The following is a 20,840-nucleotide window of genomic DNA, read 5'->3' as shown; positions in this document are numbered from 1 at the left end:
TTCGGGGTTCCGCTTAAAAGCTTTTAATATAGCGCAGGTCTGCCTCCTCTATAATTTCAGCACTATGCCCAATACTACGTCTCCCCACAATCAGTTCGATAACAAATCCCAGGCCTGGTCGGCGCGCTTCTCAGAGCCCGTGTCCGATCTGGTCAAGCGCTATACCGGTTCGGTCAATTTCGACCAACGTATGGCGGTCTTTGATATTCAGGGCTCTCTGGCCCATGCCGATATGCTGGCAGCGGTTGGTGTGATCAGTGCCGCCGACCTCGCCGACATCCAGCGAGGTATGGCGCAGATTCTGCAAGAAATCCAGAGCCACCAGCTGCAGTGGTCGCTCGATCTCGAAGACGTTCACCTCAACATCGAAAAGCGCCTGGTTGAACTCATCGGAGATGCAGGCAAACGCTTGCACACGGGCCGTTCGCGTAATGATCAGGTAGCCACGGATATCCGCCTTTGGCTACGAGATCAGATTGATCAGGCGCTGGATTTGCTGCAACAGCTGCGCCAGCGACTGGCTTCACTGGCACTCGAACACGCCGATACCATTTTGCCGGGCTTTACCCACTTGCAAGTGGCTCAGCCGGTTACTTTCGGGCATCATCTGCTGGCTTATGCCGAGATGTTTGGCCGTGATGCCGAGCGCCTGGCCGACTGCCGGCGACGCACCAATCGCCTGCCCCTGGGCGCTGCTGCCTTGGCCGGTACCAGTTATCCCATCGACCGCGAGCGCGTAGCCCGTACTCTCGGGTTTGATGATGTCTGCCGCAATTCCCTGGATGCAGTGTCCGACCGCGATTTCGCCATCGAGTTCTGCTCGGCATCCGCACTCATCATGATGCACATCTCGCGCCTGTCCGAAGAGCTCGTCTTGTGGATGAGCCCCCGGGTGGGTTTCATTGTGCTGGCCGACCGCTTTTGTACCGGCAGCTCGATCATGCCGCAAAAGAAAAATCCCGATGTCCCCGAACTGGCCCGAGGCAAAACCGGCCGTGTTTATGGCCACCTGATGGCTTTGTTTACCCTGATGAAGGGCCAGCCGCTGGCCTATAACAAAGATAACCAGGAAGACAAAGAGGGCCTGTTTGATACGGCAGACACGATTCGCGATACGCTGACGATCTTTGTGGACATGATGGGTGGCGTGCAGGTCAAGGCCGACAACATGCGTGCAGCCGCCCTGCAGGGCTATGCGACAGCCACTGATCTGGCAGATTATCTGGTCAAACGCGGGGTGCCTTTCAGGGACGCCCATGAAACTGTGGCACTGGCTGTCCGTTCTTGCGAACAGCGCGGCTGCGATCTGGCAGATCTTTCATTGGCCGAACTCCAAGGCTTTCACGTGTCCATCGGCGACGACGTCTTTGGAGTGCTGACGCTGGAAGGCTCAGTGGCGGCTCGCAAGCACATCGGTGGCACTGCCCCCGAGCGTGTCCGCATCGAGGCGCAGCGTATTCTGGATGGCAAAGGCCAGGCCATGCCGGATTGATGGCCTGATTGATCTAAGGTTCGAAAACCGCAATCGACTCCACATGCGCCGTATGTGGAAACATATTGACGGCGCCGGCGGCAGCCAGGCGCCAGCCGCCCTGGTGATGCAGGATGCCGGCATCGCGGGCCAGCGTGGCCGGATTGCACGACACATACACCACCCGGCGCGGCCGCTCGGACGGTGTCAGGGTGGCCAGGGCCTCCGCCAGTGCCATGGCACCCTCGCGCGGCGGGTCTATCAGCATTGCGTCAAAGTGGCCAAGCCCGCGCAGCCAGTTGTCATCCACCTCAAAAAGGTTGAGCTCGGTAAACCGGGTGCGGTTTTCCAGACCTTGTCGTGCTGCATCCTCGCGGGCGCGCGCCACCAGGGTTGAGCTGCCTTCGATACCCAGAACCTCACGCACCTGTGTGGCGAGAGGCAAGCTGAAGTTACCCAGCCCGCAAAACAAATCGGCTACCCGATCAGTGGGCTGAAGTTGCAATAAGGCCAAGGCACGAGAGATCAGGGCCTGATTGATGGCAGGGTTGACCTGCGTGAAATCGGCGGGGCGATAATGCATGCGCAAACCGTACGCCGGCAACGCATAGGCCAGCGCGTCGATATCATCCGGATTCAGGGGGTGGGCGGTTTCGGGCCCCTTGGGCTGCAGCCACCAGACAATGTTGTGTTTGATCGCAAACTGGTGCAAGTGCGCAATATCGCTGTCGGTCAGGGCTTCCATGTGGCGCAGGCACAGCACCGTGGCCTCGTCGCCCACAGCCACTTCGATTTGAGGGATACGATCGGGGCAAGACAAGCCTTGCACCAGGCCGCGTAGTGGCATCAACAGTTGGGAGACATGCGGCGGTAATACCCGGCATTCGCGCATGTCTGCGACGTAGCTGCGGCCACGCTCGCGAAATCCCACCAGTACGCCGCCTTTCTTGGCGACGTAACGTACCGACAAACGGGCCCGGTAGCGATAGCCCCAAGTAGGCCCTTGCAGGGCAGGCAGGATCTGCTGAGGCTTCACCTTGCCAATGTGCTGCAGGGCGTCTTCGAGGGCGCGCTGTTTGATGGCCAACTGTGCAGCAGGCTCGAGGTGTTGCATGGCACAACCACCACACACGCCAAAGTGCGGGCATGGTGGCGTAGTTCTTTGAGAAGACGGCCGCAGCACGCGCTCGATGCGGGCCTTGTCAAACGAAGGTTTGCGTCGGGTAATGTGTGCCAGTACTCGCTCGGAGGGCAATGCGCCCTCAACAAAGACAACTTTGCCCTCGTGGTGGGCAATCCCCTGCCCTTCAAGATCCAGCGATTCGATCTCAAGGGGATACAAAATAGCGTCAGGCATATGTCCAGGCAGACAGAAATTCTTTCCAGTGGGGCGCATCCAGCGCAGTCAAGGTGTCGCGCACCAGTTGCAACTCGGCTTCGTAGGATTGAGTATCGAGCTCGCCTTTGATCAGCCGGTAACGGCAGTACACCAGCCAGGTATTCACGACATCGGTTTCGCAGTAGTTGCGCACATGCTCACGCTCGCCCGCATGCCACGCTTGCCAGACTTGCCCGCCATCCATATCCAGCTTGCCGGGAAACCCGCACAGCTTGGCCAGCTGATCCAATGGCGCATTGGCGCGGCCGTTGAACTTGGCCAGCACATCCATGAGATCGACATGGCGGGTATGGTAGCGATTAAGGTAGTTGTTGAACCGGAAATCGCGATCGTCTTCTCCGGTATCCCAATAGCGTGGGGCTGCAACACCGTGAATCAGGCTTCGATAGTGCAACACCGGGAGATCAAAGCCCGAGCCATTCCAGCTGATCAGCGTAGGCGTGTAATGCCCAATTGTCTTGAAGAAGCCGGATATCAGGGTGGCCTCGGAGTCGTCTGCCTGCCCGATGGTGCGCACTCGAAACCCGGTGTCGTCACGAAACGCGCAACCCACCACTGCCACCTGCTGCAAGTGCAGTGGCAGAAAATCGTTGCCGTGGGTTTCCCGGCGTTCGGCCAGGGCAGTTTCGATTAACTCTGCGTCTGGCAGGCTTGCCCACTGTGGATTAAGCCGACGCAGCCCCCGGGCATCCGGGATGGTTTCGAGATCGAAGACCAGTGCTGGAATCATCGTGGTGGCAGGTAGGACAGCGGGTTGACCGGTTTACCCCGACGTCGGATTTCGAAGTGCAGCCGTGGTGAAGTGGTGTCGGTTTGGCCCACAGTAGCGATTTTTGCGCCTTTTTTGACAGTTTCGCCCGTTTTGACCAGCAGCGTCTGATTGTGTGCGTATGCGGTAATGAAACCATCGCTGTGACCCAGCAAAATCAGGTTGCCGAGCCCACGCACACCATTACCGGCATACATCACTTTGCCACTGGCGGCAGCCACGACGGGGGCGCCAATGGCGCCTTCGATATCGATACCCTTGGTGTTGTCGTTAAAGCCTGAGATGACCTTGCCAGTTGCCGGCCAGCCCCAGGTGACAACATTGGCGTCGCTGGCACGGGAGGGTGAGGCATCCACCGGCGCCGCAGCTTCAGTGGGGCTGGATTCTATGGTTTGCGCCGGTACAGGCGTAGCCACCGGCGTGGCGCTACTGGGCTTGGGAGTATTGCCATCCAGGCGCAGTACCTGACCGATGGCCAGCTGGCTGGGGTCGGAGATATTGTTAAGTGATGCCAGACGGGAGACTTCCATGCCGTGTGCCTGGGCAATTTTGTATAAGGTATCGCCTGCCCTGACCACATATGTGCCTTTCGCCGCCGCCGATGTGCTGGAAGTAACACTGGAGTGATCTGCCACCGGCGCACGTTGTGACCGTGATGCGCAGCCCGACAACAGCGCTGCAGAGAACAAAACAGCCCACACCAGCACGCGCCCGGTGCGTGGCGATCGGGTGAACGGAGCATCTGTCACCAGCGTCCCATCGAGCATATGGATCTCCTACTTAGGTCTGCGTCCCTGGACGCAGCGGTACAAATCGAACATCTTCGAGCTCTACCCGGTGCCACGAAGCAGCCCCTGTGCGCTCGAAAAGAATAAGCCTTTGGTTTGCCGCACCTTCAGGGGCGATCAACCGCGCCCCCACTGCCAATTGATGCAGCAGAATCTCAGGGATTTTAACCCCCGCCGCAGCAACGACAATGCCATCAAAGGGGGCCCGGTGTTCCAGGCCCTGCATCCCATCCCCAAATGATAACCGCACACGGCTGCGTGGGCGCCCGTGCGAGAGATTGAGCCGTGCCTGATCGTACAGGCCGCGAATGCGTTCGACAGCATAGACTTCGGGCACAAACTGCGCCAGCACAGCTGCCTGATATCCGCAGCCAGCGCCAATTTCCAGTACTTTCTGGGGATTACGGCCCTCGCTCATCACGGCCAGCATGTAGGCCACTACCCAAGGCTGAGAGATCGTTTGTCCGTATCCGATCGGCAGCGCGGCATCTTCGTAGGCACGACTGGCTAAACCTTGATCCACAAAATCATGTCTTGCAACACCTTGCATCGCTGCCAGGATCCGCTCGTCGCTGATTCCCTGCTCACGCAGCCGGCGCACCATTTGTGTTCTCAGGCGATCAGAATTAAGCCCCAGATTGCTTGTTGCCACCGTTTTATTGCCGGGCAAGACACGTGCTGACACGGGGCCGGCTGGCCCGGTTGGCCCCAAAATCCGCGTATTGCTGTTGGCCACCGAGTATCCCGGGCCCAGCGTGGCACTGCGTACCGGGCTGCGCCGGGTTTGCGCGGCTGGGTTGGAAGGAGAGCGTGATTTAGTCATGCGCTTGCATCCAGTGGGCCACTGCCTGTACCTGCGTGTGATCACTGAGATCCAGCCGCAAGGGGGTGAGAGACACGGCACGATCCTGGATTGCACCAAAATCCGTATCTTCACCCCCATCCAGCGGTTGGCCCACAGGCCCGATCCAGTAAACAGATTCACCGTATGGCGTGGTGCTGCGGATCACGGGTTCGGAGGGATGTCGGCGCCCGAGCCGCGTAGGCCGAAAACCCGATAGCTGGCTATAGGGCAAGGCAGGAATATTGACGTTCAGCAGCAGCGGCTGTTGCCAGGGTTGCTCTTTAAATCGCTTGATCAGTTCGTGGGCAACCTGAGTAGCCGTATCCAGATGCCGCCAGTCGCGCTCTACCAGCGAGAATGCGATGGATGGCACACCAAAGAGAAACCCCTCGGATGCGGCCGCCACGGTCCCCGAATACAAGGTGTCTTCACCCAGGTTGGCACCATTGTTGATGCCCGATACCAATAAATCCGGCTGAAAATCCAACAGGCCCGTGAGCGCAATATGCACGCAATCCGACGGAGTGCCGTTAATGAAATAAAAGCCGTTGGCCGCTTGTCGGACAGATAAGGGGCGGCGCAGCGAGAGCGAATTGGAGGCCCCGCTGCAGTTGGTTTCGGGCGCCACCACCACTGTCTCGCCAAATGGGCGTACGGTCTCTACCAGGGCCTCGATCCCTGCCGCGTTGTAGCCATCATCGTTGGTAACCAAAATCCGCATGGGTTTTTATTTCCTGCCTGCAACCAGATGGTGCGAATTGTACTCGGGGATATCCCCCGAACGGATGGCGAATATGGCCAGGCAGCTATAGAATGGCCCCCATTCTCATTTTCAACACAGCAGAGCCTTGCCCATCATGATTCAACTTTACTTTTTTGCCGGCATTATTCCCGCTCTGCTCATTGGCTATCTGATGGGGTCAGTCTCCTTCGCGGTGGTGGTCAGCCACCTGCTGGGTCTGCGCGACCCCCGCAGCTTTGGCTCTGGCAACCCCGGCGCCACCAACGTGCTGCGAGGCGGCAATAAACTGGCTGCGCTGCTTACCCTGCTGGGGGATGCAGCCAAGGGCTGGGCCGCAGTGGTCCTGGCTGCGTGGGCAGTCGGCCGCGGGTGGCTGCCTGATGCCGCACTGCCGCTGGCCGGCTTGGGTGCTTTCCTGGGGCATGTATACCCGGTGTTTTTGCGCTTTCGGGGCGGTAAAGGGGTGGCGACGGCCCTGGGCGTACTGCTGGCCCTGCAACCGTGGTTGGCGCTGGCGACTGCACTTACCTGGATGATTGTGGCGGTCGTCACCCGCTATTCATCTCTGGCGGCCATCATTGCGGCGATCTTCGCACCGTTTTATTACATATTGGGCGGCGGCGTTGCCTGGCGCATGGACGCACTGACGGCCTCGGTGATTGTGGTGATCAGCGGGCTGCTGCTGGCCCGCCACCGCGATAATATCGTGCGCCTGATGGCCGGCAAAGAAAACCGTATTGGTGCCAAGAAAAAAATAGGCTAGGCGGCCGGTACGCACACGTCCTGCAGATCCCATCGGGGGCGCACGGCAAAGCTGGCCTCTTGCACGTCCGACAGATCCACCAAACCGGCCTGCACCCGCAAAGCGGCAGCCCAGGCAATCATGGCACCGTTGTCCGTGCACAAATGCATGGGCGGAAAAAATACCTGCCCACCCATTTTGGATAACGCTGTCTGCAGATGTGCCCGCAGATGGCGATTTGCCCCAACACCGCCGGCCACCACCAGGGTTTTAAGACCCGTCTGCTTCAAGGCTTGCAAAGACTTTGCCGCCAGTACGTCCACTATCGCTGTTTCGGTGGCGGCAGCCAGATTGGCTCGTTGCTGAATATCCGTATCTTCGCCCGCTGCGTGCAATTTACGCATTTGCGTCATAACAGCGGTTTTAAGGCCGCTGAAGCTGAAGTCGAGATCACCGCTGTGCAACATCGGACGCGGCAGCGTGAATGCACGTGGGTCCCCTTGTTGTGCCAAACGCGAGAGCTCGGGGCCACCTGGGTAGCCCAGGCCCAGGAGCTTGGCACTTTTATCAAATGCTTCTCCGGCTGCGTCATCCAGCGTTTCACCCAGCAGGCGATAACGTCCGACGCCATCAACCTGCATCAACTGTGTATGGCCGCCGGACACCAGCAAGGCGACAAATGGAAAGGCGGGCACTTCATCGGCCAGCAGAGGTGATAGCAAATGCCCTTCGAGGTGGTGGATGGCGATGGCCGGCAGGCCCTGCGCCCACGCAAATGAACGCGCAAAGCTTGCACCAACCAACAGTGCGCCGGCCAGGCCTGGCCCGGCTGTGTAAGCCACTGCGTTGAGTTCGTCTGGTTTGACGTGTGCCTGCTGCAGCACTTCTCGCGTCAGGGGCACAATACGCCGAATGTGATCACGCGAAGCGAGTTCGGGGACGACGCCGCCATACTCGCGGTGCATGGCAATCTGGCTGTAAAGCGCATGTGCCAGCAGGCCACGTTGCGTGCAGGCAATGGCCACGCCGGTTTCGTCGCAAGAACTTTCAAATCCGATGATCAACATAGGCCGCCAGTGTACAGCGGTTCACAAAACCGAATCACCGGCTATAGAATGGCGTCGTTACACACAATATTCAGGTGTTACACCTGCTACTCGAGGGGATTTCATCATGTTCGAAAAGCTGTTTAAGCTTCAGGAACACGGCACCACAGCCCGTACCGAAATTCTGGCCGGCCTAACCACGTTTTTAACGATGTCCTACATCGTGTTCGTGAACCCCGACATCCTGTCCAGCACAGGGATGGATAAGGGTTCTGTGTTTGTCGCCACATGCGTAGCCGCAGCAGTGGGCTGCTTGATTATGGCCTTTGTGGCTAACTGGCCTATCGGTATGGCACCAGGGATGGGCCTAAATGCGTTCTTTGCATTTACCGTGGTTGCCCAGATGGGGTACTCGTGGCAGCAGGCACTGGGCGCCGTGTTTATCTCCGGCGTGGTGTTTGTGATCCTTACTGTCACCGGGGCCAGAGAATGGCTGGTAGCGGGGATACCGGCGTCATTAAGGGCCGCCATCGCAGCCGGGATAGGCTTGTTTTTAGGGATTATTGCCCTGAAAACAGCCGGTATCGTGGTGCCTAACCCGGCCACCATGGTGGGCCTTGGAGACCTTACCCACACCGGCACCCTGTTTGCCATTTTTGGGTTTTTCATCATCGCAGCACTGGGTGCGCTCAAGGTACGCGGTGCCATCCTGATCGGGATCCTGGCAATCACCCTGCTCTCCATCGTTACGGGGCTTAGCCAGTACCAAGGGATTTTTTCTGCACCACCCAGCCTGGATCCTACCTTCTTCCAACTGGATGTGATGGGAGTGCTGAACACAGGGTTCTTTCACATTATTCTTGTGTTCGTGCTGGTTGAAGTCTTTGACGCCACGGGCACCATGATCGGCATTGCCACTCGGGCGGGTCTCATCAAGCCCAACAATCCAGGCCGCTTGGGGCGTGCCCTGCTGTCTGATAGCTGCGCCATTGTGGCCGGATCTTTCCTGGGTACCAGCAGCACCACGGCGTACATCGAAAGCGCCTCCGGTGTGCAGGCAGGTGGCCGCACCGGCATGACCGCGCTGGTCATCGGGATCCTGTTTTTGCTGGCGCTGTTTTTATCGCCACTGGCCGCGGTTGTACCGGCCTATGCCACCGCACCCGCACTGCTGTATGTGGCCTGCCTGATGCTGCGCGAGCTGGTTGACGTGCAATGGGATGACATCACCGAATCCGTACCGGCAGCCATTGCTGCAGTGGCCATGCCGCTTACCTACTCCATTGCCAATGGTCTGGCATTTGGTTTCATCAGCTATGTCGTCATCAAGGCGCTTGCGGGCCGCTTCCGCGACATCCACCCTGCCACCTTGCTGGTTGCCATTTTGTTTGTCATCAAATACGCCTTGTTTCCAGGCTAAGGCCGACAGGCCTTGCAGGGCAGGTACACTGTCCCCATATGATCTGTAATCCGGTGGGCGGCCTTTTGCCGCCCCGCCACAGACAGGAGCCCGCATGAGCATCATTGAACTCACCCAGGATACCTTCCAAGAGGCCACCAAGGCCGACCAGCCCCTAATCATCGATCTCTGGGCACCTTGGTGCGGCCCATGCCGCCAATTTGCGCCCACCTTCGAGGCAGCGGCCGAAAAGCACTCTGATGTAACCTTTGCCAAGATCAACACCGAAGAGCAGCAAGAGCTTGCCGCAGCGCTGCGCATCCGCTCAATCCCCACCTTGATGGTGTTTCGCGAAAACGTGCTGCTGTTTCAGCAGGCTGGCGCCCTGGCTGCGTCACAGCTCGAAGAACTCATCACCCAGGTCAAGGCGGTTGACATGTCGCAGGTACATGCCCAGATCGCTGAGCAGGAAAAAGCCTCTTCAACCACGCACTAACTGCCGCATCCACTGTGGCGCATGCTGCCAAACAGCGCGCCACAGTGTACGATTCGGCTAATGACACCTCTTCTCTCGCGATCGGGCCGCCAAGCATCTCCTCCCCCTTCACGGCCTCGTAAAGCGCCCAGGCCCGATCCCGACCGCTGGCGAATCCTCGCCGTCCTGCTCACAACCATCTTCATGTCGCTCATTGGCGTCAGTATCGTCAATGTTGCCCTGCCCTCCATCCACATCGCCCTTGATGCCTCCCAGTCGGATGTGCAATGGGTGTTGTCCGGCTATGCCCTGACGTTTGGTGTGGTACTGGTGGCTGCAGGCCGTGCCGGCGATCTTATGGGGCGCGGCGGCCTTTTTGTGGTGGGTGTGGTCATCTTCACGCTGGCTTCCATTGCTGCCGGTCTGGCACCTGATGCTGATTGGCTCAATGGCGCACGTTTTGTGCAAGGTGTAGGGTCGGGCCTGCTCAACCCGCAGGGTCTGGGGATGATCCAGCAATATTTTCGGGGTGAAGAACGCGGTCGGGCCTTTGGGTATTTTGGGACGGTCGTTGGGTTTTCTGTTGCTGTAGGGCCGGCGTTGGGCGGCTTACTGATTGAGCTGGGTGGCCTGCATCTGGGCTGGCGTCTGACCTTTTTGGTTAATGTGCCCTTTGGTATTGCAGTGATCATTTTGGCGCTCAAGTGGTTTCCCCGCCCCCTGTTTAGTCGTCCGGGCAGCCTCCTCTTGCGTGCAACGGCGGCGGATGATCCCAGCAACAGGGCGGCTATCCGCAATCGGAAAGACGGCTGGCGATCGCTGGATCCTGTCGGATCTTTACTGCTGGGCCTCGCCGTGCTTGCGTTTTTATATCCGTTTGTCGAATCGCGTACTGCGCCCATTACCTGGACGTTACTGCCACTGGCAGGCATCCTGACATGGCTTTGGGTGCTCTGGGAGCGTCACACCGCCCGACAAGGCCATAGTCCGATGGTGAATCTGGAAATTTTCTCTACTGCCAGCTTCAGCAACGGGGTAACCATCATGGCGCTCTACTTTCTGGGCACAACCAGCATCTGGGTGCTGGTTGCTTTGTATGTCCAGGAGGGGCTGGGGCTCAGTGCCCTGGAATCAGGCATGTTCGGGATTCCCGCCGCCCTGCTCTCGTCCTGGGCGGCCGACTGGGCCGGCCGCCGTGTCATGAAGTACGGCCGCAGAATCGTCATTGGCGGCCTTCTGCTGGCGCTGGTAGGGCTGTTGCTTAGTATGCTGGTGATTGTGCTGCAGGCCTATGGATATGCCAGCCCCTGGTGGCTGCTGCTGAGTTTGTCCTTTATCGGCCTTGCACAGGGTTCCGTGATCAGTCCCAACCAGGCCCTGACGCTGATGGACGTCCCGCTGGACTACGCGGGAAGCTCGGGTGCCATCATGCAAACTGGCCAACGTATTGGCACTTCGGTGGGTATCGCCATGATTACCGCTGCCGTGTTTTTTACGCTCGACCGGTTTTCCTGGCCTGTTGCCACGGTTGTCGGGTTCTGCGTGATCACGGCCGTGGTGCTGATTGCGCTGGCCTTTGCGTACAAAGACCTGCGGGATCGCCGCAGGTCTGGCAAGGCCATTTATCAGACCGCAGCCTGAGCCCTCCACGGGATCAGGCTGCGGAGATGCTTAAGGCATGCGATTGAATTCCCTGACTTCTTTTTCAGCCTCGTCGCGTGCCATGCCGTAACGCTCTTGTACCTTGCCTACCAGGTATTCAAAATTACCTTCGGCGACATCGATATCATCATCGGTAAGCTTGCCCCACTTGGCTTTGATTTTGCCAGAGAGCTGTTTCCATTGACCTTTGATTGTGTCTCGATTCATTTTGTGCTCCAGGGGTTATTAAAAATACATGCGGTTTTCCTTGACCAGGATAATTGTGCGGGCCTAGAAAACAGCCAGTGCTTAATTGGAAGCCTTAACTTTCAGGCCGGAAATATCCACCTTTTGCACACCTTTTGTACTGCTGGCAACTGCTTCGGCTTTTTTGATTTCGATTTCACTGGGTACTGTGCCAGTAAGCGTCGCGACCCCATTATTGGTTTCCACGGATACATCCGTGCTGGAGAGATCCTTGGTGGTCGCCAGCTGAGTTTTGATCTTGGTGGTGATCCAGGCATCGCTGACTGCTTCCGCCGCTGTGGCTGACTGATCAGCGTTGGTGTTTTGCTCAGCCGCCAGCACACCAGCCTGCGAGCCAAAGCCCAACGCGGTAGCTAAAACGATATTGGAAGCGATTGCAGATTTCTTCATATGGCTTTCTCCTAGTACTTTGAACAGTTTTAATGAGCCGAGATAAGCACACTGTTCATCATCAGGGGCCTTGGGCACATTCTGAATGCTCATGAGAACGTGACCTAGGGTTGACCCTAAGCTAGCATCGAAAACCTGAAGTTCGTGAATACAAAATGCTACTGAAGAAGAGAATATTGGTAATATTTTCTAGGCCTATACAGAGAAATTAAGATATTAATTCTGTAACATTTATCTGTGAAAAAATCTTGATTTGAATAATTCAAGCAAATAATCAAAAAGCAAAAAAAGGCGCCGAAGCGCCATACATATGAGATTTAATCTTCAGAGGTTTTTTTATCCGGGTGCGGGGTATCGTGCCCACCCGAAATCCATGCGGGCGGATCGCTGGCGGGAAAAGATTCGATACTGGCTTCATCCAGCATGTCCTCAATATCCTGCGGCGTTTCTTGCCGGGGGGGTTGCTTGTTTTGGGTGACCATGGCTTTGTTCTCGTCTCAAGGTTGATGTGGGTAACGACAGCTCACTGTCTGCTTCCATGGTAACGCCACAAAATCAGATTGAATACACTAAATGATGCCTTGCATGTATCTGATTCTTAAAGGCCATTTATGCCTGTCTTCAGGCACAACCGGCAAACACATGCGCTATGCTGCCTACGTTGGCTAAGCAGAAATTGGTGCCACACTCTGATCTCAATACCATAGGCTGCAGAAACTGCTAGCATCAATACCCTGAGGTCTCGTATATAAACCATCATGGTAAGAAAACTTAGTCTGGCCTGCGTCTGGCTGTTGGCCATCCTGTGCTACGTCGTCCCGTACTGGGTGTTGGACCAGGTCAATGCCTGGTACGGCAGCTTTATGTTCTGGTCCGCCGCCGGCGTGCTGGTGATTATCTGCAATGTCCTGGCCACCCAAGGCTTTCGGGAGCAGGACAAATGAACCCGATAGCAATCTGGTTGGGTGTAGCGGTTTACCTTGTGGTGTCAATTGCCGTGGCGTGGCTGTCGCGCGATGAAACCACCAATGGCCGGCAAGTCAGCATGTCGGGCTACTTTCTGGGTGCCCGGCGCTTTGGCGGCTTTGTCTCAGCGCTAAGCTATAGCGCCACCACATATAGTGCCTTCATGATGGTAGGCTTGGCTGGCCTCACCTATAAAGCGGGTATCGGGGCGTACGGCTTCGAGATCGTTTATTTTGTTGGGGTTTCGCTGGTTGCCGTCTTTGGCCCGCGTTTCTGGCGTGTGGGTAAGGCCTATGATTTCATCACCCCCAGCGAAATGCTGGGCCATCGCTATCAAAGCCGCGCGGTGGCGGTCTCTACTGCCTTAAGCAACTGCCTGTTTCTTATCCCCTATGCAGCGGTTCAGCTGGCTGGCGTTGGATATCTGCTGGCGGGGATGAGCAACGGTGCCATCAGTTTCACCACGGGCACTGTTTTTGCCACTGTAGTGGCCCTGGTGTTCTCATACATCGCAGGCATGCGCTCGGTCATGTGGACTGATGCCCTGCAAGCAGCCTTTATGCTGGTCTCAGCCTCGGCTGTGGCCTGGTTGGTGGTGCAGCACCTGGGAGGCCCCAGTGCCATGTTCAGCCAGCTCTCCGAAGTTAAGGGCAATGTGCTTACGGTGCCGGGTCCTGGGTTCTTTTCTTTTGCCACGTTCTTAGGGCTGACACTGCCCTGGTTTTTCTTTAGCTTATCCAACCCGCAGGTTAGCCAACGGCTATTCATGCCCAAGTCCTTATCTGCCTTGCGGCGCATGCTGATTGGCTTTTTATGCTTTGGCCTGATCTATACCCTGGTATCGGTTACCTGGGGATTTGGTGCCTTGTTGGCGCTTCCGGGCCTGGAGAAGGCTGATCTGGCCACCCCCAGCCTGCTGGCGTCCGATATCATCCCGCCCCTGCTGGCTGAGGTTGTCATGATTGGCATTTTGGCCGCAGCCATCTCCACCATCGATTCCATCATGCTTACCTTGTCCTCGATGCTCTCGCGTGATGTCTATTCACACGCAGCAGGGCATCAGGATGATGCGCGCCAGCTACGCTTTGGCAAATTCGTGCTGGCTGTGGTGGCCGCCTTGGCCTGGGTGTTTGCCGAACTGCAACTTAACCTGATTGCGGTCTTGTCAGTCGCCGCATCTACCGGCCTGGCTGTAGTGGTGCCTGCCATCATGGGTGCATTTTTCTGGCGGCGCGGTACAGCAGCCGGTGCCTTGTGGAGCATCTTGGGCGGTAGCGCAGCAGTCTTGTTTTTGTTCGCCAGTGGTTTACGCCCCCTGGATTTATCGGCTGGTGTCTGGGTGCTGCCCATCTCTATTGGGCTTTTTGTAGGGGTCAGCGTGCTTACTCGGGCACCGGAGGCCCGCGCAGACGAGTTTATTGCCCGTGCCAACGCGGGCTAATGGCGCGATTGCTTAAGGTGCCTTGTCGTGCGGGTGGTCTTTGGATTGAAGCTCGCTTGCCTGACCTCGCCGTGTATTGACAGCAGGAAGGTGCCAGCCGCGGCGTATAGCCAGGAAGCGAAGTCCGAAGCACAGTATGCCGCCCACCGCCGTGGTCATCACAGGTGACACCTCCAGCAGGTGGCCACCCACCACCACGGCAGCGCCGGCAAGTGCGGCAAATGCATAGAGATCTGCGCGCAAGACCACAGGTATTTCTGTCACCAGAATGTCTCTGAGCATGCCCCCGCCCACACCCGTCAGCATGCCTAAAATGGCCGCCATGGCGGGCGAAATCCCGTAGACCAACGCCTTTTCTGCCCCCGAGACGGCAAAAAACGCCAGGCCGACAGCATCAAACCACAACATATGGGTGCGCAACCGATCAGTGACGGGATACCACAGGAAGGTGATCAGTCCCGCCGCCACAGACACTGCCAGATACGCCCAGTCTGCAATGGCTGCGGGCGGCACCGCACCGATCAGCACATCGCGTGTCATGCCACCTACGTTGCCTGTTACAAAAGCCAGCACCAGAACGCCCAAAACATCCAGCCGGTGCCTCACCGCCACCATGGCGCCGCTGATGGCAAACACGAAGGTGCCGCCAAGGTCCAGCACCAAAAGCAAGGCATGGGGAATGGGCAGCATGGCAATGGAATCCACCAAGTAATCAGCCAGCGGAAAGCCACGCGTGGGCAGCCACCACCATGGCCTCTACGCCCGTTTCCAGTGTTGGATGCAAAACGGGCAAAAATCGCGGGCTGTGATTGCTGGGGATCTCATTGATACGGTTGGCTGCTTTCGCCTTGGCATAGACATCGGGGTCTGTGCCACCGACGAACCAGAAGACCGATGGCACGCCCCATTGGCTGCCAAACGAGCCGAAGTCTTCACTGGCGGACGCTGGCCCCACCTGGTGGACACGCTCCGCTGAAAAGTGTGCCCGGAAAACAGCGCCCAGGCGCTCGGTGGCCTCTTCGTCATTGGACGCCATCGGATACCGATCGAGCGGAGTGATTTCGGGTGGAGTGGGCGCTCCCGAAGCAGCTGCTTCGGCGTTGACAATGCGGGTGATGGCGGCCAACACCCGTGCCCGTACGCCCTCATCAAAGGTGCGCACATTAAGCTTGATGATCGCTTCGTCCGGAATCACATTCTCTTTGGTACCCGCCTGTAGTGCCCCCACGGTGACCACAGCAGCCTCGGAGGGTGCCAGCTCGCGCGCGACGATGGTCTGGAGCCGCAGCACCACAGACGCGGCCATCACCACGGGGTCGATGCTTGCCTGAGGCATGGATCCGTGTGCACCCCGCCCAAAGAGCCGGATCTGAAAGCTGTCAGCGGCGGAGGTGATGGTGCCTACGCGCCCACCCAGAGCCCCTGCCGGGCCCACCATCACGTGCTGTCCCAGAACCACTTCGGGCTTGGGGAAGCGCTTGAAAAGACCATCGTCGATCATCGCCTGTGCGCCGGCTGCGGTTTCTTCGGCAGGCTGGAAGACTGCCATCACCGTGCCTTTCCAGGCCGCGCGGGTTTGCGCAAGCAGTACCGCTGCGCCCAGCAGCCACGTGACGTGCATGTCGTGGCCGCAGGCGTGCATGACCGGCACGATATGGCCTTCTGCATCTGGCGCGCTGACCTTGCTGGCGTACGGCACCCCTGTGGCTTCCTGGATGGGTAACGCATCCATGTCAGCGCGCAGCATCACCACAGGGCCGTCACCGTTTTTCAGCAACCCAACCACCCCGGTTTTACCCATGCCTGCTGTTACTTCAAAACCCGCCTGCTGCAGGCGCTTGGCCACCAGAGCCGCAGTACGCACCTCTTGCATCGAGAGCTCGGGGTGCGCGTGGATGTCTGTGTAGATGTGTTCGAGCTCTGGAAGTAGGCCGGTTAACCTGGCCAGCAGATCCTCTTTATCACTGTTTTGATTTGCACCCATCACAACTAGCCTCCAGTCATAATATCAATCACAGACGATAAACAAGATAGTACGCCTATCAAAGTGGGTATCGGGTGCGATGAGCTAGGCCAAAAGGGATTGCATAACTCGATACAGATCTGCTTTTCCCTCGAAACCGATACCGGGCAGCTCAGGCATGGTGATGTAGCTGTTTTCGACGACAACGCCATCTGGGAAGCCGCCGAACGGCTGGAAGAGATCGGGGTACGATTCGTTACCGCCCAGCCCCAATCCGGCAGCAATATTCAGCGACATCTGGTGCCCGCCATGTGGTATGCAACGGCTGGCAGACCAGCCGTGCTCTTTTAGCATATCCAGTGTGCGCAGGTACTCGACCAGCCCGTAGCTCAACGCACAATCAAACTGCAGCCAATCCTGATCCGGGCGCATACCGCCGTAGCGGATCAGGTTACGCGCATCCTGCATTGAAAATAAATTCTCGCCTGTTGCCATTGGGTTCTTGTAATAACTACGCAACACAGCTTGAAGTTCAAAATCGAGAGGATCGCCCGGCTCTTCGTACCAGAACAGATCATATTGGGACAGCGCCTTGGCATAAGCGATTGCGGTGTCCAGGTCGAAGCGGCCGTTAGCATCGACGCAAAGCCTCTGCCCATTTTGCAACACACTCAGGATGGCGTCGATACGGCGAAGGTCTTCATCCAACGAAGCGCCTCCGATTTTTTTCTTGACCACGGTATAGCCACGATCAAGATAGCTACGCATTTCGTCTTTAAGCTTGTCATGATCTTGTCCGGGGTAGTAGTACCCGCCTGCGGCGTAGACAAATACCTTTTTATTGACCTGCCCATTGCCATAGCGGTCGGCCAGTAATTGAAATAACGGTTTATCTTCGATTTTTGCGACCGCATCCCAGACAGCCATGTCTATCGTACCGATTGCCACTGAACGTTCACCATGGCCACCAGGTTTTTCATTGGTGAACATCACATCCCAAATTTTATGTGGATCCAGGTTATTGCCGCTGGCATCAAGCAGTGACGCGGGATCCGCTTCTAGTATCCTTGGAATGAAACGGTCGCGCATCAGCTTGCCTTGACCGTAGCGGCCATTGGAATTGAAGCCATAGCCAATAACGGGTTTCCCAGTGCGGATGACGTCGGTGACGACCGCAACCAGACTCAGGTTCATTTTGCTGAAATCGATATACGCGTTTCGGATGGGCGAACTTATTGGCAGTGTTTTTTCAATAATATTGACGATTTTCACTGACGGCTCCTATGTGAAATATCATTAAGCTAAGTGTCGTTATGATCTGCGCTATCGCCGTTCACGGCCAATGCTATTTTTCTCCCACGTTATGCTTTCAAAGCACTGATATGAATCTCTCCTGGCTCGACGACTTCCTGGCTTTGGCACTGACCAAAAACTTCTCGCGTGCCGCCGAGCTGCGCCATATGACCCAACCTGCATTTGGCCGCCGGATCCGGGCACTCGAAGAATGGCTGGGCACTGATCTTTTTAATCGCGGCACGCAAGCAACGACCTTGACTGAAACTGGTGAATGGTTCCGCAAGGTTGCCCAAGATCTGCTTGCACGCGTCGCCAGCCTGCCCGGCGAAGCACAGGCCATCGAAGAGTCATCATCAACAATCCTGCTGTTTGCCGCAACTCATACGCTTTCTTTCACCTTTATGCCCAACTGGCTTCGCAGCCTTGAATCGCAACGACCCGTCGGCGCCATACAGTGCGTCTCGGACATGCTGCAACGCTGCGAAGCCCTGATGCTCCAAGGAAAGGTTCACTTTGTGCTCAGCCACGCGCATTCGGACGTCGAAGGGGCGCTTGAATCCGCAGGCTATCCGTCCATTCAGCTTGGGACTGACACACTCATTCCTGTGTCGTCGACAGACGAAAAAGGACAGGCCTATCATCGTGCAAACGACACGTCCCGCCCGATACATTTATTGCATTACAGCGCAGAATCGGGCATCGGCCGTATCATGCAAACCGTCCTGGCGCCTCAGATGGAGCACTTGTCCACCCAGACGGTATTCAAGGCACACCTTGCTTCCGTACTCAAGCCAATGGTCCTTACTGGTCGTGGGATAGCGTGGTTGCCCCAGTCCTTGATCGCCGATGAACTTGCCACTGGCCGATTGGCAGGCATCGGCCCTCTAAGTTGGCGCATACCGTTGCAAATACGGCTCTATAGAGATCGGGGCAAGATCAACGAAACCGCAGAAAAATTCTGGGATACTGTCTCCAGCATCAGCTGTGGCATGTAGGTTTTCCCGTCGATTTACGTATCAGCAATGGAATCGCGGCACCGCTGGCCCGGCTGTGCCAGGCCACAAATCATTCCCACTCAATGATTGTTTGCTGGTGAAAAGCATTGATTTAATTGGGTAATCTTCTGCTAGGCTTCGCCAATACCATCAAAAATACCCATCTGGGATGCCCGCTCAGAAATACCGGAGCCTGCGTGGCAATGCCGGGGGCTGCATGGCTGAATACGGGGCGTTTCGATGCCTGTCGAAAGGTTTCCCTGAGACGCTGATTTTGTGCCTGCAATACCATAGGTTTTTGCTGAAAGTCCCGTCCCATAGGGATCTTGACCTTCCACTGCCCTATTACCAGACGATATCAACTCACTCAAGGATAACGCATGACCAAGATCCACAATACCCTGAATGAGATTTATACTTTCTAGTCAAACCATACCCTAGAAAGAATTGTTATGCCCACAAAATATAATTTATGTTATTGTCTATGCATGTAATGTCTCCGATAGAGATATGAATTGAACAAAGAAAGTAATTTTCACATCAAGACGCTTGGCCCTCGTGCTGCGCAGCTGCTCGTTGAGCTGAACGAGCAGCGTCGGTCCACGTTCAATGTCGCCGATGTCGCCTCCATCACTGGCCTGTCGCCCTCAGCCGCCCGCAATCTGGTGCACAAGGCTCAGCAAAGAGGCCTGGTAACGCGGTTGAAGCCCGGGCTGTACAACCTCGTGCCCTTTGAGCTCGGCCGCGCCACAGAACACGTCGATAGCCCGTACATCATCGCCAGAGAACTCGCTGGTACGGCGCCCTACTTCCTGTCGCACGGCACGGCATTCGAACTGCACCGCATGGTGACCCAGCCCAACTTCACCATCTACGCCTCCAGCACCCGACGGGTCCGACCGCAGACCGTCGGTGGCTATGACTTCCGGTTCGTCCTTATCATGGAGAAACAGGAATTCGGAGTCATGAAGCATTGGATCGACAGACAGCGCTTCGTCATGATCAGCGACATGGAACGAACCATCATCGATGGCCTCAGACACCCAGCATACGTCGGTGGAATCACCGAGGTCGCCAAAGGCCTGTGGATGAAGCGAGACACGCTGAATATCCAGCGACTGATGGATTACGCCCAACGTCTCGGTGTTGGTGCAGTCATCCGCCGCCTGGGCTACTTGCTGGAACATTACGAACTGGCTGATGCAGCAACGCTGGAGCCTTTGCTCTCCCAACTGACCGCCACTTACCTGCGCCTCGACCCGTTGCTTCCTGCGGAGGGGCCCCACTTATCCCGCTGGAAACTCCAGCTCAATGTGCCCGCCGAAGAACTGGACAGCATAAGGTTTACCTGATGATCCCACAACGCAACATCTCAATGATCTCGAACGCGCTGGTGAACGCTGGCGGCCGCCGCATCCCCGAATCTGTGATTGAACGCGACTACGTGCTGGCCTGGTTCCTGACTGGATTGGCAAACCACCCGCTGCGCGACGTGCTGGCATTCAAGGGGGGAACGGCTTTGCGCCGCTGCTGGTTCGAGGATTACCGTTTTTCTGAAGATCTGGATTTCACGCTGATCAACCCGATCACGCTCGAAGACATACTGGCTGGATTTGACGAAATTTTCGCGGCCATCAACGCTGAAGCTGGACTGCGCATCACATTCGATCGCTTAGATCGCCACAGCCACCAAAACAATCATACCTTTTACCTGCGTTATCAGGGCCCGCTGCCTGCCGAAAACGACGTGAAGGTCGATGTCACCATTCGCGAGGTTCTGTGCTTTCCGCTGCAAGACCGCCCGGTTCATCGTACCTACGACGGTTTTGACGACCTGCCAGCGGGGCCGACCGTGAAGATCTACGCCATCGAGGAAATCGTCATAGAGAAGCTTCTCGCCCTGAGTGATCGGGCGCGCAACGAACCCCGCGATCTGTATGACCTATGGTATCTGCTCGATTCGGCTGACCTGCGAATTGCGGAAATGCGGCCCGAGCTCGAAGCGAAGCTGGAACTGCGTCAACGTGTCCTCACGGGCATGGAGCAAGCAATCGCGAAAAAGGAAGACCGTCTACGGCAGCTATGGTCGCAGCGGCTCGCTCACCAAATGAATCATCTACCGCCCTTCGACGACGTCTTCCGAGAAGTATTGCGCGCGATTCGTGCCGCCGACCTACCATAGGCTGGGCGACAGGCCTACCGTGCC

At 57.0% G+C, this 20,840-nt stretch carries 22 protein-coding genes; 10 read left to right on the top strand and 12 right to left on the bottom strand.

Annotation, left to right across the window (positions count from 1 at the left end; translation table 11 throughout):
• Positions 1-64: 64 nt before the first annotated feature.
• Positions 65-1,492, top strand: coding sequence for an argininosuccinate lyase (gene argH, locus ABS758_RS11620; protein ID WP_350382967.1), 1,428 nt, complete (start codon positions 65-67; stop codon positions 1,490-1,492).
• Between the two features lie 13 nt (positions 1,493-1,505).
• Here the strand turns inward: argH and rlmD are convergent, their stop codons facing one another.
• From rlmD to surE, 5 genes are read right to left on the bottom strand one after another with little or no spacing between them, the layout of a single operon-like run.
• On the bottom strand, positions 1,506-2,828 hold the full coding sequence (rlmD, locus tag ABS758_RS11615) for a 23S rRNA (uracil(1939)-C(5))-methyltransferase RlmD (protein ID WP_492304506.1): 1,323 nt from the start codon (positions 2,826-2,828) through the stop codon (positions 1,506-1,508).
• Entirely contained in the window at positions 2,821-3,600 is a 780-nt protein-coding gene (locus tag ABS758_RS11610; protein WP_350382969.1) for a 3'-5' exonuclease, read from the bottom strand. The genes rlmD and ABS758_RS11610 overlap by 8 nt, the downstream gene beginning before the upstream one ends.
• Complete coding sequence (locus ABS758_RS11605; protein ID WP_350382971.1) at positions 3,597-4,406, bottom strand: peptidoglycan DD-metalloendopeptidase family protein; 810 nt, start codon at positions 4,404-4,406, stop codon at positions 3,597-3,599. The genes ABS758_RS11610 and ABS758_RS11605 overlap by 4 nt, the downstream gene beginning before the upstream one ends.
• Positions 4,407-4,419: 13 nt before the next feature.
• Positions 4,420-5,250, bottom strand: coding sequence for a protein-L-isoaspartate(D-aspartate) O-methyltransferase (locus ABS758_RS11600; protein ID WP_350382972.1), 831 nt, complete (start codon positions 5,248-5,250; stop codon positions 4,420-4,422).
• Positions 5,243-5,992, bottom strand: coding sequence for a 5'/3'-nucleotidase SurE (gene surE / locus ABS758_RS11595; RefSeq protein WP_350382974.1), 750 nt, complete (start codon positions 5,990-5,992; stop codon positions 5,243-5,245). Before surE ends, ABS758_RS11600 begins: the two co-directional genes overlap by 8 nt.
• A 136-nt stretch (positions 5,993-6,128) precedes the next feature.
• Between surE and plsY the strand changes: the two genes are divergently transcribed.
• Positions 6,129-6,776, top strand: coding sequence for a glycerol-3-phosphate 1-O-acyltransferase PlsY (gene plsY, locus ABS758_RS11590; protein ID WP_350382977.1), 648 nt, complete (start codon positions 6,129-6,131; stop codon positions 6,774-6,776).
• Here the strand turns inward: plsY and tsaD are convergent.
• Positions 6,773-7,822: a tRNA (adenosine(37)-N6)-threonylcarbamoyltransferase complex transferase subunit TsaD gene (gene tsaD, locus ABS758_RS11585; RefSeq protein WP_350382979.1), complete on the bottom strand. Its 1,050-nt coding sequence runs from the start codon at positions 7,820-7,822 to the stop codon at positions 6,773-6,775. The genes plsY and tsaD overlap by 4 nt on opposite strands.
• A 106-nt stretch (positions 7,823-7,928) precedes the next feature.
• Here tsaD and ABS758_RS11580 point away from each other — a divergent pair, with 106 nt between their 5' ends.
• The 3 genes from ABS758_RS11580 (at position 7,929) to ABS758_RS11570 (ending at position 11,316) form a co-directional block, all read left to right on the top strand.
• Positions 7,929-9,221, top strand: a complete 1,293-nt coding sequence (locus ABS758_RS11580; protein ID WP_350382981.1) for an NCS2 family permease — start codon at positions 7,929-7,931, stop codon at positions 9,219-9,221.
• 94 nt (positions 9,222-9,315) lie between these two features.
• Positions 9,316-9,696 carry a thioredoxin gene (gene trxA / locus ABS758_RS11575; RefSeq protein ID WP_350382984.1) on the top strand — a complete coding sequence of 127 codons (381 nt, stop codon included), beginning with the start codon at positions 9,316-9,318 and terminating at the stop codon, positions 9,694-9,696.
• Positions 9,697-9,849: 153 nt separating this feature from the next.
• Positions 9,850-11,316: an MFS transporter gene (locus ABS758_RS11570; protein WP_350383071.1), complete on the top strand. Its 1,467-nt coding sequence runs from the start codon at positions 9,850-9,852 to the stop codon at positions 11,314-11,316.
• 30 nt (positions 11,317-11,346) lie between these two features.
• Here the strand turns inward: ABS758_RS11570 and ABS758_RS11565 are convergent, their stop codons facing one another.
• The 3 genes from ABS758_RS11565 to ABS758_RS11555 form a co-directional block, all read right to left on the bottom strand.
• Complete coding sequence (locus ABS758_RS11565) at positions 11,347-11,544, bottom strand: CsbD family protein (RefSeq protein ID WP_350382985.1); 198 nt, start codon at positions 11,542-11,544, stop codon at positions 11,347-11,349.
• An 81-nt stretch (positions 11,545-11,625) separates the two neighbouring features.
• Positions 11,626-12,066, bottom strand: a complete 441-nt coding sequence (locus ABS758_RS11560) for a BON domain-containing protein (RefSeq protein ID WP_350382987.1) — start codon at positions 12,064-12,066, stop codon at positions 11,626-11,628.
• A gap of 224 nt (positions 12,067-12,290) precedes the next feature.
• Complete coding sequence (locus ABS758_RS11555) at positions 12,291-12,455, bottom strand: hypothetical protein (RefSeq protein WP_350389088.1); 165 nt, start codon at positions 12,453-12,455, stop codon at positions 12,291-12,293.
• Between the two features lie 276 nt (positions 12,456-12,731).
• On the opposite strand from ABS758_RS11555, the gene ABS758_RS11550 reads away from it, so the two are divergent.
• Together ABS758_RS11550 and ABS758_RS11545 are read left to right on the top strand one after the other, a co-directional pair.
• Positions 12,732-12,917: a hypothetical protein gene (locus ABS758_RS11550; RefSeq protein WP_350382989.1), complete on the top strand. Its 186-nt coding sequence runs from the start codon at positions 12,732-12,734 to the stop codon at positions 12,915-12,917.
• Positions 12,914-14,380, top strand: coding sequence for a sodium:solute symporter family protein (locus ABS758_RS11545; protein WP_350382990.1), 1,467 nt, complete (start codon positions 12,914-12,916; stop codon positions 14,378-14,380). The genes ABS758_RS11550 and ABS758_RS11545 overlap by 4 nt, the downstream gene beginning before the upstream one ends.
• A 12-nt stretch (positions 14,381-14,392) precedes the next feature.
• Here the strand turns inward: ABS758_RS11545 and ABS758_RS11540 are convergent, their stop codons facing one another.
• The 3 genes from ABS758_RS11540 to ABS758_RS11530 all read right to left on the bottom strand — a co-directional run bounded on the left by ABS758_RS11540 (position 14,393) and on the right by ABS758_RS11530 (position 17,615).
• Positions 14,393-15,070: a trimeric intracellular cation channel family protein gene (locus ABS758_RS11540; protein WP_350382992.1), complete on the bottom strand. Its 678-nt coding sequence runs from the start codon at positions 15,068-15,070 to the stop codon at positions 14,393-14,395.
• Positions 15,071-15,092: 22 nt separating this feature from the next.
• A complete protein-coding gene (locus tag ABS758_RS11535) occupies positions 15,093-16,364 on the bottom strand; it encodes a M20 family metallopeptidase (protein ID WP_350382994.1) in 1,272 nt (423 codons plus the stop codon).
• Between the two features lie 84 nt (positions 16,365-16,448).
• Complete coding sequence (locus tag ABS758_RS11530) at positions 16,449-17,615, bottom strand: mandelate racemase/muconate lactonizing enzyme family protein (RefSeq protein WP_350382995.1); 1,167 nt, start codon at positions 17,613-17,615, stop codon at positions 16,449-16,451.
• A gap of 110 nt (positions 17,616-17,725) precedes the next feature.
• Between ABS758_RS11530 and ABS758_RS11525 the strand changes: the two genes are divergently transcribed.
• From ABS758_RS11525 to ABS758_RS11515, 3 genes are all read left to right on the top strand, one after another.
• A complete protein-coding gene (locus tag ABS758_RS11525; RefSeq protein ID WP_350382996.1) occupies positions 17,726-18,634 on the top strand; it encodes a LysR family transcriptional regulator in 909 nt (302 codons plus the stop codon).
• A gap of 515 nt (positions 18,635-19,149) precedes the next feature.
• Positions 19,150-19,986 carry a type IV toxin-antitoxin system AbiEi family antitoxin domain-containing protein gene (locus ABS758_RS11520; protein ID WP_350382997.1) on the top strand — a complete coding sequence of 279 codons (837 nt, stop codon included), beginning with the start codon at positions 19,150-19,152 and terminating at the stop codon, positions 19,984-19,986.
• Positions 19,986-20,816, top strand: a complete 831-nt coding sequence (locus ABS758_RS11515) for a nucleotidyl transferase AbiEii/AbiGii toxin family protein (protein ID WP_350382999.1) — start codon at positions 19,986-19,988, stop codon at positions 20,814-20,816. Before ABS758_RS11520 ends, ABS758_RS11515 begins: the two co-directional genes overlap by 1 nt.
• The last annotated feature ends 24 nt before the right edge of the window (positions 20,817-20,840 follow it).

It is taken from the genome of Castellaniella sp. FW104-7C03, from assembly GCF_040276085.1.
Lineage (GTDB): Bacteria > Pseudomonadota > Gammaproteobacteria > Burkholderiales > Burkholderiaceae_B > Castellaniella.
This window is presented reverse-complemented; position numbering and strand designations above follow the sequence as displayed.

Coding starts and splice junctions, on each gene's coding strand:
- argH (WP_350382967.1), top strand. CDS start 65: ATGCCCAATACTACGTCTCCCCACAATCAGTTCGATAACAAATCCCAG.
- rlmD (WP_492304506.1), bottom strand. CDS start 2,828: ATGCCTGACGCTATTTTGTATCCCCTTGAGATCGAATCGCTGGATCTT.
- ABS758_RS11610 (WP_350382969.1), bottom strand. CDS start 3,600: ATGATTCCAGCACTGGTCTTCGATCTCGAAACCATCCCGGATGCCCGG.
- ABS758_RS11605 (WP_350382971.1), bottom strand. CDS start 4,406: ATGCTCGATGGGACGCTGGTGACAGATGCTCCGTTCACCCGATCGCCA.
- ABS758_RS11600 (WP_350382972.1), bottom strand. CDS start 5,250: ATGACTAAATCACGCTCTCCTTCCAACCCAGCCGCGCAAACCCGGCGC.
- surE (WP_350382974.1), bottom strand. CDS start 5,992: ATGCGGATTTTGGTTACCAACGATGATGGCTACAACGCGGCAGGGATC.
- plsY (WP_350382977.1), top strand. CDS start 6,129: ATGATTCAACTTTACTTTTTTGCCGGCATTATTCCCGCTCTGCTCATT.
- tsaD (WP_350382979.1), bottom strand. CDS start 7,822: ATGTTGATCATCGGATTTGAAAGTTCTTGCGACGAAACCGGCGTGGCC.
- ABS758_RS11580 (WP_350382981.1), top strand. CDS start 7,929: ATGTTCGAAAAGCTGTTTAAGCTTCAGGAACACGGCACCACAGCCCGT.
- trxA (WP_350382984.1), top strand. CDS start 9,316: ATGAGCATCATTGAACTCACCCAGGATACCTTCCAAGAGGCCACCAAG.
- ABS758_RS11565 (WP_350382985.1), bottom strand. CDS start 11,544: ATGAATCGAGACACAATCAAAGGTCAATGGAAACAGCTCTCTGGCAAA.
- ABS758_RS11560 (WP_350382987.1), bottom strand. CDS start 12,066: ATGAGCATTCAGAATGTGCCCAAGGCCCCTGATGATGAACAGTGTGCT.
- ABS758_RS11555 (WP_350389088.1), bottom strand. CDS start 12,455: ATGGTCACCCAAAACAAGCAACCCCCCCGGCAAGAAACGCCGCAGGAT.
- ABS758_RS11550 (WP_350382989.1), top strand. CDS start 12,732: ATGGTAAGAAAACTTAGTCTGGCCTGCGTCTGGCTGTTGGCCATCCTG.
- ABS758_RS11545 (WP_350382990.1), top strand. CDS start 12,914: ATGAACCCGATAGCAATCTGGTTGGGTGTAGCGGTTTACCTTGTGGTG.
- ABS758_RS11540 (WP_350382992.1), bottom strand. CDS start 15,070: ATGCTGCCCATTCCCCATGCCTTGCTTTTGGTGCTGGACCTTGGCGGC.
- ABS758_RS11535 (WP_350382994.1), bottom strand. CDS start 16,364: ATGGGTGCAAATCAAAACAGTGATAAAGAGGATCTGCTGGCCAGGTTA.
- ABS758_RS11525 (WP_350382996.1), top strand. CDS start 17,726: ATGAATCTCTCCTGGCTCGACGACTTCCTGGCTTTGGCACTGACCAAA.
- ABS758_RS11515 (WP_350382999.1), top strand. CDS start 19,986: ATGATCCCACAACGCAACATCTCAATGATCTCGAACGCGCTGGTGAAC.